A 14,403-nucleotide genomic window follows, 5' to 3' on the forward strand; every position below is an offset into this window, starting at 1 on the left:
AATTATGGGCTAATTTTTAATACATTTTTTAATTTAAGTAATAGATATTCTGTATCCCTAAACTATATATAGTACCTTGCAATATACAGTACCTTGTGAAATACAGTGGTACTATGAATGCTCAATTTAAAAAAGGGGTACTGGAACTTTGCGTGTTAGTGCTTCTTGACAGAAAGGACTGTTATGGTTACGAAATGGTTGATGAAATATCTAAAAATATTTCAATTTCGGAAGGCACTATCTATCCTCTTTTAAGACGGCTAAAAAAGGAAGGTTTAGTAAGCTCTTATTTAAAAGAGTCCCAGGATGGCCCTCCTCGAAAATATTACCAAATAACAGAGCTGGGAAAAGAAAAAAAGGAAAATTTAGTTGCAGAATGGAATGAATTTTCTGCAGCTGTTACTAATTTACTTAATTAAAACGGAGACTAGGGTGGTTAAATGGATAAGGAGGAATATCTCAAAAAACTCGATAAATTGCTGAAAAAATTACCAGAAGATGACAGAGAAGATCTGATTTTAGACTATGAGGAACACTTTAGAATAGGTGTGGAAAACGGCAGGACTGAAAAAGAAATTTCAGAGGCATTGGGGGATCCTGAAAATGTTGCTAAACAAATTAAAGCAGATTATATGGTCAAAAAAGCCGAAGATAAGCCGTCTCCAGGTAGTATAATTGAAGCAGTGCTGGCAGTGGCAGGACTTGGTCTTTTTAATATAATATTTGTAGCTGGACCTTCTTTGCTGCTTGCAGTGGTTATTATCAGTTTAGTTGTGGCAGGATTTGCAATAATTGTTATAGGAATTTTAACTATGTTATCACCTTTATTACAGGTATTTTTCCCAAAGTACATTCATTTGCCTGTACAGGGAGGAATACTGGGAACTTTAATAATGGTGGTAGGTGGTATTGGCGTAACAGTAATGGGTACATTTTTTGTAATAGTTATGGCATACGCGGCCAACAGGTTCTACAAAGTAGTAATTAAACTATTAAAATCCAATTTGGATGATATAAAAAAACGAACTGAGGTATTTAAATAACTTGGAGGATTTCTATGGATAAATTTATGTGGGGGATACTTGCAGGTACTAAAGGAGCAACAAATCGTGCTAGAATTATAGATGAGCTGAAAAATAGGCCTTATAATGTTAATCAACTTGCTGAAAAGCTTGAACTTGATTATAAAACTGTAAAACATCATATTCGAGTTTTAGAAAGAAATAACATGGTCACATCAACCGGAAAGAAGTACGGTGCTTTGTACTTCCTTTCAGATAAAATGGAACAAAACTACGATAGTTTTCAGGAGATATGGGAAGAATTCAGAAAATCTAATGAAGCATGTGCCATTTATGATCACGCCTCCTGATCATGAATACAACTAAATCTGAGATTAAATTTGAATAATATTTGAAGAATATATATTCTATTCTCCTTTATCTGCTACTTTTAGATTAATATATTGTCACTTAACGATTATTTTATACTAATTTTAAAAAATTGAACTTTTATCAATTAAATCATACATTTAAATAATTTTTTAAGTAATATTCATTCTGTAACTTTGTTGCTTAAAAATGATATCTTGAAGTGAATCTATTACGCATAGCTCTAAATTTGTTTTATTATAAGTCTAATTTTTATATCTGGTGATTTACCAGGATTTATCATGAAAATAACTGATTTATTTTTTCTATTTTTTAAACATATCCTGCTGAATTTTGAGATTTGGGTGTAATCTGGATGGAATTTTGGGGCAAATTAGTGGAAAACAAGACTTAATGCTGGTTTAATATTGGAAAAAGTATTTTTAAATGTTCTAATAAGTATAATATTAGGCAGTGTTTTACTAAACAGAATTTTAAGCTTTAATTGTACCGTAAAAAATTAAAATTATTGGTTTGCAGTAAAATACTCTGTCAATTTTAAACAGTGTAATGAGGTTGAGGAAAATTCAGGATGAATTTTCCGAACATTCGAAAGCAAAACTTTCGATGCCCCGAAATCAGAGATTTCGAGGGCCCAAAAAATAAAATTTTTTTGAGGCGAAAAAAATGAATCTTTATAAATTAGCGTTTAATAACATTCGCAGAAAAAAACTCAGGAGTGCATTAACGGCTCTAGGGATAATTATTGGAGCTGCAACAATTGTTGTACTCCTTGGAATAACTGCAGGAGCAACTTCAGCAGTCCAGGAGCAGACAGACCAATATATGTATGATGTAGTAATAGCACCTGCATCAAGTAGTGGAACTTATTTAATGGACTCTCAAACGGTTTCGAAGGTAGAGAAAATGTCTAACCTCTATGGTTTGCGGGAAGTAACCATCTTTTCGGAAAATATCAATGGAACTAGAGTAAACTTCGAAGGGGTAAATGACTGGAGACAGGTTAAACTAATAAATGGAACGCAGGGAGTGGTAATTAATAAAGCTACTGCAGATAAATTTGGCCTTGGTATTGGAGATAAAATAAAAGCCAAAGATCAGCAGCTAACCATCACTGGAATATCTAAAGAAGAACAGGCGATTTATGTCTACTTAAACCAGGATATAGCACAAAATGTCACTGGTAATAAAGTAAGCGCTATATACGCTAGATCACATGTAAGCCCAAATGCCACCGCTGATGAAATAGAAAACCAGGTAGATGGTGTCTCTGTTTTAACTAAATCAGAAAAAGTTGCTGAAATTCAGAAGCAAACCAGCCAGGCACTTCTATTTATAGGAATTATTGCATGTATAGCTCTGGTTGTGGGAATTATAAGTGTAGTAAATACCATGATGATGAGTGTTATGGAAAGGACAAGAGAATTAGGTGTTTTAAAAGCAATTGGATTTACAAACTGGGAACTGAAAGGAAGCATACTCTTTGAATCCGGTCTTTTAGGGTTCTTAGGGGCAATTTTAGGAGTCATTCTCGGTATTATAGGTATCGTAGTATTTGCAAACATGCTGGACTTTACAGATTACATACTCAAATGATGCCTGTATGGTTAATTGGAGGCGTAATTGTAGGATCTACTATCTTATGTATCCTGGCTGGTTTGTATCCGGCAATGCGTGCTTCAAAATTAAACGTTGTGGAGGCCCTTAGACATGAATAATGCAGTACTTGAATTTAAAAATGTTTGGAAAACTTATACAATGGGGGATGAATTGATAAATGCCCTTGCAGGTTTAAACATGTCCCTGGAGAAAGGTTCTTTTACAGCAGTCATGGGACCGTCTGGATCAGGTAAATCAACATTCCTGCACGTAGCTGGAATATTAGACATGCCTTCAAGTGGTATAATTAAAATTAATGGGAAAGATGCCAAGAAGTTATCGGTTAAAGAGCAGGCAAGGCTTAGAAGGAATGAAATTGGCTTTATATTCCAGCGTTTTAACCTGATGTCTCAGCTTACAGTACTGGAAAACGTAATGCTTCCTATGATAAAAGAAGATACAAAGAAAGCCATAGACCTTTTAAACAGAATGGGATTGGGCTCAAAATCTAATAAATACCCCGGACAGCTTTCAGGTGGAGAACAACAGCGTGTAGCAATAGCCAGGGCACTTATAAATGATCCGTCTATTATTCTGGCGGATGAACCAACAGGAGAACTCGATACCAAAAATGCAGACGCTATAATGCAGGTCCTCAAAGATCTAAATCAAAATGACGGAGTAAGCATTGTTGTTGTTACCCATAATCAGGCGTCAGCAGATTTTGCAGACGAAATTCTCCACATGAGTGACGGCAATTTCGTTAATAATGGGAGTAAATAGATGATATTATAAAATTAACTGGCTTCAGATTATGCTTGTGGGAGGGTGGGTAATCACTACTTATTTTTTTATGAGAATCAAAATCCGTCTCCGTGGGTTATAGACCTCCTTATCTATGATTCTCAAGGTATACGAGCATAATCTAACTTATTTACTATTTTTGGTGGGATAATGGACATAATAAATATTTTAATAGGAATTAGTATAGGTGTTGTTCAAGGATTAACCGAGTTTTTACCGGTGAGCAGTTCTGCACACCTTGTATTTATGCATGAACTTACAGGATTTGCTCCAAATCTGGCATTTGATATATTGCTTCATGTGGGAACCCTGATAGCAGTAGTAGCTTATTTTTGGAAGGACATAGCTCAGATGATAAGGGCTTTTGTATCCAGTATTATGGATATACCTCGGCACAGGTTTATAAAAGGTATTCAAGAAGATCAGTTTAAAAAAATGGCGTGGTTTATAATAATTGGTTCTATACCTGCAGGATTAGCAGCGTTCCTGTTTAAAGACTTGTTTGAAAGTTTGTTCAGTAACGCAACAGCCGTAGGATTCTTTTTACTTATTACTGGGTTCTTGCTTTGGGGATCTGAGAGGGTATCGCGAAGATCCAGTAAAACAAGTTTGAATAATGACAATAAAATAACTCTGGAGAAAATGAACGCTAAAGATGCTTTAGTAATTGGAACTGCTCAAGCGTTTTCTATAGCTCCAGGTATATCTCGTTCTGGATCTACTATTTCTACAGGACTGTTTTTAGGCCTTGAAAGAGAGCTTGCAGCTCGTTTTAGTTTCTTACTTTCAATACCTGCCATATTGGGGGCGGCAATAGTACAGATAAATGATATAACCTTAGGTTTTGATACCAACACCGGGGCTTTTATTGCAGGGCTCATTGCAGCAGCTGTATCTGGTTACCTGGCTATTAAGTTAATGTTGAAGCTAATAAAAGAGAGAAGCTTAATGATATTTGCTTATTACTGCTGGATCGTTGGACTGGCAGCTATAGTAATTAGTTTACTATTTTAATTTTCTTTTTTAGACTATGAATTAAAAAAAGAATTACGCCTTGTTTTAAAGAAAAAAAATCTAATTTGCTATTTAAATGTTTTAATTTAAATATATCAATTTAATCTCTTGAAACATACTAAGTTATAGGGTTTGTACTTATTTTTAAACCAGAAACCTTTTGATATTTCATTAAAATCTGAAATTACGCATTCAATTGTATTAATATCTTTAGACATAAACCATTTTTCAGTTTTCTCCAGTAATTTTTCTCCAATTCCTTTATTTCGATATTTTTCTGTTATGCATATTTCTACTACTGTCCCTACATTTTCTTCTTTATAAACAGGGGGAAGCGATGATTTTTCGGCAATTATGTAGCCTACAATTTTATTTTCAATTTCGCAGACTAAGACTATGTTCTCATGGCTTTTGATGACTTTTTCAAGATAAAATGTATAGATTTCCCTTGCATCAGCTTTAGTCTCATATATATTGTTTTTTTGGATATGAAAATCCATCATTTCTTCCCATAAATCTACAATTGATTTTGTGTCATCAACATTTGCTTCTCTTATCATGTTATCCCTGGAAATCTATTAAAAATTCTACAGTTTGGCGAAGTAAGCCATAAAATGACTTTAAAAGTCCCTTTTTAGACGGTTGTAAATTTTGGAGTAGGATATATTTCATAATCAGCCGATTGATGAGTTGTAATCCATTTAAAACATCAAAATCTTCTTTAAAAGTCATATTTGGAAATATGAGTGGTTATAATCCTATATCTTCATCCCATAATTCGGGGTGCATTTTAATGAAGCCCGACATCATTTCAATACAAGATGGATCTTGAATAACTTCTACTTTAACTCCTCTAGATCTAAGTAGTTCTTCTTCACCCACGAAACTATTATTCTCTCCTATTATCACCTTGGGAATGCCGTAAAGTAAAATGGCTCCAGAACACATGGGGCATGGTGATAATGTGGTATAAAGAACACATTCGTGGTAAAAAACCCCACTATGGCGCCCAGCATTCTCCAGCGCGTCCATCTCACCGTGAAGGATCGTGCTTCCATTCTGCACGCGCTTGTTATGACCTCGACCTATGATTTTGTCTTTATGGACAAGGACAGATCCAATTGGAATGCCTCCTTCATATAATCCTTTTTTTGCTTCTTCAATCGCCGCTTGCATGAATTTGTCCATTTAAGATTCTCCTGAGAACTAATATTTTTTTTAGAGTTAGTGTGATGGCATTTGTCTTGCAGTTCTATTAAATATTGTAATATTGAATTCTGGACTTTTTATACTAAATATGACATTAATTAATTATTTTCATGTTTCAAGTAATCTCTAAAATTTTCTTTTATTTATTAGACATTATAGCCGCTTTTTTTAGGGATTGTAAATGTCCCGTTCATTTAATCTTTTAGAATTTTTCCATAATTCTAGTTATATCAACCATATCCTTCCCATTCTTTAAAGAACATATCTAGAAACTGTTCCATAAATTTATGTCGGTTTTCTGCAATTTCTTTAGCAGTTTCGGTGTTCATTAAATCCTTTAAAAGAAGTAACTTTTCATAAAAATGATTTACAGTTGGTCCATTATTGTTTTTGTACTGCTTGAATGATTCATGCATTACAGGTTTAATATTTGGGTTATACATTTCACGCCCTTTATATCCTCCGTAAGCGAATGCCCGACCTATACCAATGGCACCAATAGCATCTAATCTATCTGCATCCTGGACAACCATGCCTTCGATGGTTTTCATAGGTGTCTTAACCCAAGCGCCCTTAAAAGATATATCTTTAATAATCTCAATTATATGTGAAATTATATCCTCTTCAACATTCAACTTTTCAAGCCATTTTCGTGCAACTTCCGGGCCAATATTTTCATTTCCGCCGTGGAACTTCCAGTCTGCTATATCATGCAGTAAAGCTGCAAGCTGGGTTACAAATAGATCAGTATTTTCCCTTCTGCCAATATAGACCGAACTTTTCCAAACTCGGTAAACATGCCACCAGTCATGTCCAGAACTTTCTCCCCTTAATTTGCTCTGTACAAATTTCTCGGTTTGTCTGATAATTTTTTCCCTGTCCATATTAATTATGGGATGTACTAGAAAATAAAAAGTTTTTGAAAAAAAGTAGCCACAAAGCCTTACATTATCTAAGATTTGAACTTTTATTTGCAGGATATGTAATTCATGAAAATTTATTCACATGGTACATAAATGGAATTAGGGTTAATATGTTTGGATAAAGTTTATTTTCTTAAACAAGAGTTATATTCGCCAGTCTTTTTGCCATATTAGCTAATATAGTGTAAGGGAGTAATAAAAAAGCCGCATTAAAATGTTTAAAATGTAGTACTTTATATTTTCACACAATAACCAAAAAATTTATATTATTATGTATTTTATCGATTATTATGAGAGATATACATGTAACAAAGGTTGTAATCAAAAAACCATATGAAATAGTTTGGAAATGGCTTTCAGATCCATTAACCTATCCAAATATTTATCCATTTTGGCTTTCAGAGATTAAAGAAGTTGGAGATAATTTATATGAAGGAACAGGGCCTTATGGGGAGTATAAATTTACACTGGAGATTAACCAGAAATTGGGGAGTATCAATTTAAAAATAGGCAATGAGTCCTCAAGAACTCGTTTATTTCAGTTAGATGATGAAAACACCGTTGTAATCCATCTTGCTGTAAGATGGAAAGATATGAAAAACCATCTTTCATGGTTTTTTTATAAAAGAGGAGTTAATAAAGATTTTAAGAATGCCAAAAAAATAATTGAGAAATGTAAATAGTCGTGGTTCTCTATTATTGTAAAAAAATAGGGCTAGATATGTTTGAAAATATTGAACATGTCAAAAATGTAACAGATATCTATTAAAATCTAAAAAATAAAAGGAATTAATCGCTTATGAAAGATATAGCAACTGTTTTATTGATTTCAGTTAAAACTATGCGTTAATTCCTAATAAAAACAAATTTTTATTAGTTGTGCAGTAATTACTATAATTCTCCTTTAGCAATTTCTTCTTAAGTAGGGGATAGGCCCTCATTAATTTTTGAAAAAAATAAGAAATTTAAAGATAGTCTGATTTACTATAATTCGCCTTTAGCAATTTCTTCTTTTAAGTAAGGGATAAGCCCTCCTTTATCCAGTATATTCCGCATGAATCCGGGTAATCCTTTGATGGTGAATTCTTCTCCAGTGGTTAAATTCTTTAGAATTCCTTTCTCCATATCTATTTCAAGTTCATCTCCTTGCGAAACATGTTTGGAGATATCTTTTATTTCTATAAGAGGTATACCAAGGTTTATGGCGTTTCGATAGAATATTCTTGCGAATGATTCTGCGACTACTGCAGAGATACCTGCGCCTTTCATTGCGATAGGTGCATGCTCTCTTGATGAGCCGCAGCCGAAATTTTTACCTCCAACAATTATATCTCCTTTTTTTACTTTTTTGGGGAATTCTGGGTCTGCTCCTTCCATTAAATGCTGTGCAAGGTCGGATTCACATCTTAAAACAAGATATCTTCCGGGGAGAATCAGATCTGTATCTATATCATTTCCAAATTTCCATGCTCTTCCTTTCATAATAACCACCCTTTTTATAGATTCCTCGGATCTTCGATTTTTCCGGTGATTGCAGATGCTGCTGCAACTGCTGCAGAACTCAGGTAAACTTCACCTTCGCTGCTGCCCTGTCTTCCTTTAAAGTTTCTGTTTGATGTTGAGAGGCTGACTTCTCCGGGTCCGATGAGCCCTACGTGTCCGCCGAGGCATGGTCCGCAGCATGGGTTACAAACAAGTGCTCCAGAATCTACGAAAATATTCATTAACCCTTCGTTAAGTGCTTTGGTGTAAACTTCACGTGAAGCTGGGATCACAAGCATCCTGATGCTGTCTGAAACTTTGTTTCCTTTAAGAATTTTTGCAGCATCTCTAAGATCCTGAATTCGCCCATTAGTACATGAGCCGAGGAAAACCTGGTCTATAGATGTCCCTTCAACTTCAGAGATACCGTGAACATTATCCACATTGTGTGGGCATGCAATCTGTGGTTCAAGTTCGCTGACATCTATGTCCATAATCTCAAGGGATGCAGCGTCATCATCTCCTTTGATTATATCGTAAGATTTGTTAGTACGGTTTTTAAGGTAGTTTACTGTTTTTTGATCTGGTTCAACGAGCCCTGTTTTACCGCCCATCTCAATAGCCATGTTACACATAACCATCCTATCTGAAACTGACATGTTGCTTGTTGTTTCACCTGCAAACTGACATGCTTTATATGTTGCACCATCAGCACCAATCTGACCTATTATGTTGAGTACCACATCTTTTGCATAGGTGTGTTCTGGGAGTGTTCCTTCTATGTTGAATTTGATTGTTTCTGGCACTTTAAACCATAGTTTTCCTGTTGCAAAAACCATTGACATGTCGGTTGAACCTATACCTGTTGCAAAAGCTCCTAAGGCTCCGTGTGTACAGGTGTGGGAATCAGTTCCAACTACAATCTCTCCAGGAACTACATGTCCTTTTTCTGGGAGAACCTGATGACACACACCTTCTCTGACATCATAAAAATTGGTTATTTCCTGTTCTTTTACGAATTTTCTCATTATCATATGGTTTGTGACTGCATCAAGCGAGTCTGCGGGTACTTGATGGTCAAAAAGAATTACAATTTTCTCAGGATCCCATACTTTAGGAACTCCTATCTTCTCAAAAGCTTCCACAGATAGGGGGCCTGTAAGGTCGTGGGTCATTGCAACATCGATGTTGGCCATTACCACATCTCCAGCTTCGACTTCTTTCTTACCGGAAGCCTTTGCAAATATTTTTTCTGCTATTGTCATAGACATAACTATTCCTCCTGTTATTGACAACTTTAAAATGATTTTTTACCGCCTATTAAACTCCATAACATGTGTTTAGAGAATATATCGGTTTGGGTAAAACCTATCTCTTTTAGGCAGTTTAATTGAGCTAAAAAAGGCTCATGAATATCATCTCCTTCCTGTTTAGGAAGATGAGCATTATCTAAATTTCTTTTTTTCCAGTTGCTGAATTTTTCCATCCATGCTTCATAAGAGCCGGATAAATCCTCGGAAATTTTATATTTCTGTTCTTTAGCATGGTTAACCCAATAGTAAAGGTTTTTTAAGTATGCATCTTCAGTTACGGTTTTCATTTCATCGATATTAAAAAACCAGCCGCCTTCTTCCAGCGTATCATAACATTTCTGGTACAATTTCTTTTTATTTTCAGTTTGAAGGTGATGGATTGCAGACATGGATGTAATTACGGTAGGTTTTACGGTAATTTCTGATTCCCAGTTCCTGCAAAAATCAGACTTGATATAATTCACTCTGTCTCCGTATTTCTGTAACTTTTCCTTTGCAACAGACATGAACTCATCAGAAGAATCTAGATAGTAGCAGGTTGAATCTGGAAACTCTTTCAGTACTTTTTCAATTAAAATACCGCTTCCAGCTCCTAAATCTAAAAGGACAATTTTTTCCATATTTTCAAATTTTAAAATATCTATTACTGCGTTCTGCAGGAAATCATATCCTGGTACCATTAGCTGGCACATTTTATCATAGTTAACTGCCATTTTCTGCAGGTGAAAACGGTTTTTATCTAGTTGTTCCATAATAACCTCCTTTACTATTTCGTTTGTATTTCTAATTAGTTTTGCGAAACTAACTATATCTTAAAAAAAATTACAGTCCAGATGCAGTAATTTTATCGACGATTTTAATGAAGTTCTCAACTTCATCTTCATTTAAAACATCCAAAATCTTTTTAATTGCATTTTTGTGAACTTGCATGTGTATTTTAATTATATTTTCGCCTTTTGGCGTTAACTTGAGGAAATAAAATCGTTTATCTTCATTTGATTGAATTTTAGTCACGATACCTCGATCTATTAACTGGTTAATAGCTATAGAAACTGTAGATTTCTTGACGTCCAGCATCTTTGCTATCTCAGACACGCTTATATTTTCATGCTTGTTGATTAATTCAATGTAATACAATTGGCGCAGGGTGAAGCTTTTTAAATCACCGCTTAAGATCTGATTCTGGAAGTTTCCCATCAGTTCAGTTAATCTATCAACTGCCTCTACCAGTTCAAGTTCATAAGTCATATATTTCATCCTCTTGAGTAAATAGTTTTATCTAACTAACTATTATATAAAACTATTGGAAAGTTTTCATGTAATTAGATGGAATGTACTACTTTGAAATAGTTATAAACGTCTATTTTTACTTTTAAATCCATTTAATGGCTTAAAATAAGAAAATATATTAAACAAGATAAATATAATTATTATAGTGAATGACGTAACTTCTTAAACTTTTGAGGTATTCGAAAATCAAAGATTTTGATGGTTTTTGACAGTAATTGATTAAATGCTTTAAATTGAGGAAAATATCTAATTTTCCGAACATTCGAAAAAATAGAAAATTTTTTCAGAGGTTAAAGCACATAAACAAATTATCTTATTAAATAGCGTCAAAAATATTTGGTGATGAGCTTAAAAAGGTTGAGAAAACTTTATAGCTTGAAACAAAAATTGAGGTGAAAAAATAGCAAATATTAAAGAAATTAAATCTATTGAATTAACTTCTTTTACATTGATGGCATCTTCAACAGCTGCAATTCTGGTATTTATTTACTCCGTAATAATTTTAATTATTTCTAGAGTTTTAACGACTTTTGTACCTCAATTAGGTACATTCAGCGAGATTATAAATGGGATGGGTGTAGCATCAGTTGTTATTCTTCCCATAACGTCGTATTTCTTGATTATGGCAGTGAGTTTTTTTAGCGGGCTGCTTTATAACAGGATAACTTCCAGGTTATGTGGTATAAAATTAGGATTGGATAACAATGAAATAACACAAATACCAGTAAAGCCATTTACTCTAGTTATAGCAAGTATTGAAGCAATATGGACACTTATAATCGGCTTATTTCTGGCAGCAGCAATTATACCTTTTACAGACCTTATAATTAGGCTAATTAACTTTACAGCCAACGCTATTGAAAGGAGCATAGATATTAGTGGGGCAACTCTTTTAATCAACACTGTTTTAGGAACAAATGGCGTTACGTTGGCTTTAATTTTAATAATTGGATTACCACTTGTAGCCTTTGTATATGGGCTTGTTAGCAATGGGTTATTTGCAATATTTTACAATTACATAGCCACAAAATTTATCAAAATGCAGCTGGATATTGAAGTAATTTCAGGAAACCTGCACGAAATAAAGTCTTTACCTGTTGTAGCTGCTGCAGCACCGCTTTCAGGAGCTGTATTCGGTGCATTCGGTGTTATTATGGGAATTATAACTTTGTTATCGCTTGCTGTAACTGGAAATCCAAGTGTTGGAAATATAATAAATGACATTACAATCATTGTGTTAAATGGGCTAAGTTATTTTTTAGGTTATTTCCTGATTTTTGCTTTAATTGCAGTGATTTACAACTTCTTAGCTCCACGAATTGGGGGAATTATGCTTAAGTTTGAATAATCAGTTATTATTCCATTTTAAGAGTAATAATAGATTGTTTTAGTAGTATATTGCCCTTGGAACCATTTTAGAAACTTTAATACAGAGTTCAACGTCGCTTTCGATAAATCTGCCTTTTGTATATCTTTTTTCCTCATTAATTTCAATAAGTTTTCTATAAAGAGTTTTTGCATCTGCATTTGATAGTTTTTCTACAGTATCCGTTCCAGAATCTAAAAATATACGTGCAAAAACTGGACCAATCCATTTAACCCTTGACAAATCAGTTAATTTGGTTAATTTTACTATTTCTTCTGGATTTATCTTAGTTTCGGCAGCTAATTTGACTCTCTCATCATGAGTTTTAATTATTTTAAATAAGTGGGCAGTATTTTTAATGCCCATATCGTTTAATTTGCTTAAAGTATCTTTTTCAATGCCTGGAAACTTTTCAAGATTCACGGGTTTTGGCAGATAACTGTTTACTTCTCTTCTTAAAATTAAAATATAATCTTGAGGTAACCCTGATTTATCAGCAAATTCTTTGGCTTTTTTGGGAGTTTTCAGTGAGATTAATAGATCATTAAGATTTTTAATTCCTTTACTTTCTAAAATTTTAAATCTATCATCAATTTGATCTTTCAATATTTTCCTGCTTGGAAGAAGGTCTGATTCTATTAGTTCCTGCTTAAATTTATTTAATGGATACTTTTCAAGGTCAATATAATAGCTGTCAGTCATATTAATCCCCAAATTTATTTTATGTCACTAATATCTGCTTTAATATTTTATCCTTTCTCAAATGTCTCAACCACTTCTTTAAGGTACTTCCTTATTGGAATATCCTGCGTGCATTTTTTCTCACATTCGCCGCAGTCATCACAAGCAGATGCATCTACCTCTTTGGCCTTCAAGAATCTGTAACTTCCAGAAGGTTTTTCCATGTTCTGATAGATGTACAGATCGTTTAGAAGGTTCAGGTTTGCCGGAATATCGACTCCATTAGGGCAGGGCATACAGTAGTTGCAACGGGTGCAGCTTACATGAATTCGTTCAATGTAAGTATCTTTAGCTTCTTGAATTAGATTTATCTCTTCACTGGTGAGACTATTGGCTTTACCCTCATCTGCAATCTTTATGTTTTCTACAACCTGTTCCATGGTGCTCATGCCACTTAAAACCACATTCACTTCTTTTTGATCCCATAAAAAGCGCAGAGCCCATTCTGTGGGGCTTCTTTTAACAGTGGCCTTATCCCATATTGCCTGTACATCTGGAGGAATGTTGTTTGTAAGGCAGCCTCCCCTGAGCGGTTCCATGATTGCAGTACCGATATCTCTGGCAGCTATATATTCAAGTCCTTCTTTTCCAGCCTGGAAATTCTCGTCCATGTAGTTGTACTGAATCAGGGTGAAACTCCAGTTGTAAGAGTCTATAATTTCCTTAAAAAGTCCAACTTCATCATGGTATGAAAAACCAGCGTACTTTATCCTGCCTTCTTCAAGTGCAGAGTCCAGAAATTCAAGGACATCAAGTTCTTTTAAGTTTGACCATGTATTCTTACCAAGACCGTGTAAAAGATAAAAATCTATGCTGTCAGTTTGCAGCCTTTTAAGCTGCATATCCAGATAATAATTGAGATCTTCTTTTTTCTCGATATTCCAACTGGGTAATTTAGTGGAAAGATACACCTGATCCCTGTAACCTTCTTTTAGAACATTTCCAACAAATATTTCACTCCTGCCTCCTTGAGTTGCATCGAGGCCGTGATAAGGGTAAGCAGTGTCAATATAATTCACGCCGTGATCTATGGCGTAATGGAGCATTTCTGTTGCCAGAGGTTCATTTATTCTTTCAGGGTTGTTGTCGATTATTGGAAGCCTCATACATCCAAAACCGAGTATTGAAACTTTTTCTCCTGTTTTTCCAAAAGTTCTGTATAACAAAAAGAGTCCCCCTAAAAACGAATTAATGTTAATTATTTGGAATTTGTTTTTATTATAATTTTATAGTACCGTGCCAAAGTTAAAAGGTAGAGAGATAACGGATAT

The 14,403-nt window shown here is 34.3% G+C and carries 17 protein-coding genes; 8 read left to right on the forward strand and 9 right to left on the reverse strand.

The window, feature by feature from the left end; all coding sequences use genetic code 11:
- Positions 1-113 precede the first annotated feature (113 nt).
- From AAGU07_RS10265 to AAGU07_RS10290, 6 genes are all read left to right on the forward strand, one after another.
- Positions 114-419: a PadR family transcriptional regulator gene (locus AAGU07_RS10265; RefSeq protein ID WP_342458993.1), complete on the forward strand. Its 306-nt coding sequence runs from the start codon at positions 114-116 to the stop codon at positions 417-419.
- Between the two features lie 21 nt (positions 420-440).
- Positions 441-1,043 (forward strand): DUF1700 domain-containing protein, encoded by a 603-nt coding sequence (locus AAGU07_RS10270; protein WP_342458994.1) that lies wholly within the window; start codon positions 441-443, stop codon positions 1,041-1,043.
- Positions 1,044-1,057: 14 nt separating this feature from the next.
- Positions 1,058-1,372 carry a winged helix-turn-helix domain-containing protein gene (locus AAGU07_RS10275; protein ID WP_069584285.1) on the forward strand — a complete coding sequence of 105 codons (315 nt, stop codon included), beginning with the start codon at positions 1,058-1,060 and terminating at the stop codon, positions 1,370-1,372.
- A gap of 685 nt (positions 1,373-2,057) precedes the next feature.
- Positions 2,058-2,987 carry an ABC transporter permease gene (locus AAGU07_RS10280; RefSeq protein ID WP_342458995.1) on the forward strand — a complete coding sequence of 310 codons (930 nt, stop codon included), beginning with the start codon at positions 2,058-2,060 and terminating at the stop codon, positions 2,985-2,987.
- A gap of 114 nt (positions 2,988-3,101) precedes the next feature.
- Positions 3,102-3,773: an ABC transporter ATP-binding protein gene (locus AAGU07_RS10285; protein ID WP_342458996.1), complete on the forward strand. Its 672-nt coding sequence runs from the start codon at positions 3,102-3,104 to the stop codon at positions 3,771-3,773.
- 171 nt (positions 3,774-3,944) lie between these two features.
- On the forward strand, positions 3,945-4,808 hold the full coding sequence (locus tag AAGU07_RS10290) for an undecaprenyl-diphosphate phosphatase (protein ID WP_342458997.1): 864 nt from the start codon (positions 3,945-3,947) through the stop codon (positions 4,806-4,808).
- A gap of 95 nt (positions 4,809-4,903) precedes the next feature.
- Here the strand turns inward: AAGU07_RS10290 and AAGU07_RS10295 are convergent, their stop codons facing one another.
- The 3 genes from AAGU07_RS10295 to AAGU07_RS10305 all read right to left on the reverse strand — a co-directional run bounded on the left by AAGU07_RS10295 (position 4,904) and on the right by AAGU07_RS10305 (position 6,901).
- Positions 4,904-5,368: a GNAT family N-acetyltransferase gene (locus AAGU07_RS10295; protein WP_342458998.1), complete on the reverse strand. Its 465-nt coding sequence runs from the start codon at positions 5,366-5,368 to the stop codon at positions 4,904-4,906.
- 190 nt (positions 5,369-5,558) lie between these two features.
- Positions 5,559-5,996 (reverse strand): nucleoside deaminase, encoded by a 438-nt coding sequence (locus tag AAGU07_RS10300; RefSeq protein WP_342458999.1) that lies wholly within the window; start codon positions 5,994-5,996, stop codon positions 5,559-5,561.
- A gap of 251 nt (positions 5,997-6,247) precedes the next feature.
- Positions 6,248-6,901 (reverse strand): HD domain-containing protein, encoded by a 654-nt coding sequence (locus AAGU07_RS10305; protein WP_342459000.1) that lies wholly within the window; start codon positions 6,899-6,901, stop codon positions 6,248-6,250.
- A gap of 329 nt (positions 6,902-7,230) precedes the next feature.
- On the opposite strand from AAGU07_RS10305, the gene AAGU07_RS10310 reads away from it, so the two are divergent.
- Positions 7,231-7,623 (forward strand): hypothetical protein, encoded by a 393-nt coding sequence (locus AAGU07_RS10310; RefSeq protein WP_342459001.1) that lies wholly within the window; start codon positions 7,231-7,233, stop codon positions 7,621-7,623.
- Positions 7,624-7,924: 301 nt separating this feature from the next.
- On the opposite strand, the gene AAGU07_RS10315 is transcribed toward AAGU07_RS10310, so the two are convergent.
- The 4 genes from AAGU07_RS10315 to AAGU07_RS10330 all read right to left on the reverse strand — a co-directional run bounded on the left by AAGU07_RS10315 (position 7,925) and on the right by AAGU07_RS10330 (position 10,983).
- Positions 7,925-8,422 (reverse strand): 3-isopropylmalate dehydratase small subunit, encoded by a 498-nt coding sequence (locus AAGU07_RS10315; protein ID WP_069584278.1) that lies wholly within the window; start codon positions 8,420-8,422, stop codon positions 7,925-7,927.
- A 14-nt stretch (positions 8,423-8,436) separates the two neighbouring features.
- Positions 8,437-9,693, reverse strand: coding sequence for a homoaconitase large subunit (gene hacA / locus AAGU07_RS10320; RefSeq protein WP_342459002.1), 1,257 nt, complete (start codon positions 9,691-9,693; stop codon positions 8,437-8,439).
- 26 nt (positions 9,694-9,719) lie between these two features.
- Positions 9,720-10,487 carry a class I SAM-dependent methyltransferase gene (locus AAGU07_RS10325; RefSeq protein WP_342459003.1) on the reverse strand — a complete coding sequence of 256 codons (768 nt, stop codon included), beginning with the start codon at positions 10,485-10,487 and terminating at the stop codon, positions 9,720-9,722.
- A gap of 70 nt (positions 10,488-10,557) precedes the next feature.
- Positions 10,558-10,983, reverse strand: coding sequence for a MarR family transcriptional regulator (locus AAGU07_RS10330; protein WP_342459004.1), 426 nt, complete (start codon positions 10,981-10,983; stop codon positions 10,558-10,560).
- Between the two features lie 493 nt (positions 10,984-11,476).
- On the opposite strand from AAGU07_RS10330, the gene AAGU07_RS10335 reads away from it, so the two are divergent.
- Positions 11,477-12,373 carry a hypothetical protein gene (locus AAGU07_RS10335; protein WP_342459005.1) on the forward strand — a complete coding sequence of 299 codons (897 nt, stop codon included), beginning with the start codon at positions 11,477-11,479 and terminating at the stop codon, positions 12,371-12,373.
- Between the two features lie 39 nt (positions 12,374-12,412).
- Here AAGU07_RS10335 and AAGU07_RS10340 read toward each other — a convergent pair whose 3' ends face one another.
- Positions 12,413-13,093 (reverse strand): DUF4332 domain-containing protein, encoded by a 681-nt coding sequence (locus tag AAGU07_RS10340; RefSeq protein ID WP_342459006.1) that lies wholly within the window; start codon positions 13,091-13,093, stop codon positions 12,413-12,415.
- 47 nt (positions 13,094-13,140) lie between these two features.
- Positions 13,141-14,298, reverse strand: coding sequence for an aldo/keto reductase (locus tag AAGU07_RS10345; protein ID WP_342459007.1), 1,158 nt, complete (start codon positions 14,296-14,298; stop codon positions 13,141-13,143).
- Positions 14,299-14,403 lie beyond the last annotated feature (105 nt).

Origin of the sequence: Methanobacterium sp. (assembly GCF_038562635.1) — an archaeon.
Lineage (GTDB): Archaea > Methanobacteriota > Methanobacteria > Methanobacteriales > Methanobacteriaceae > Methanobacterium_D.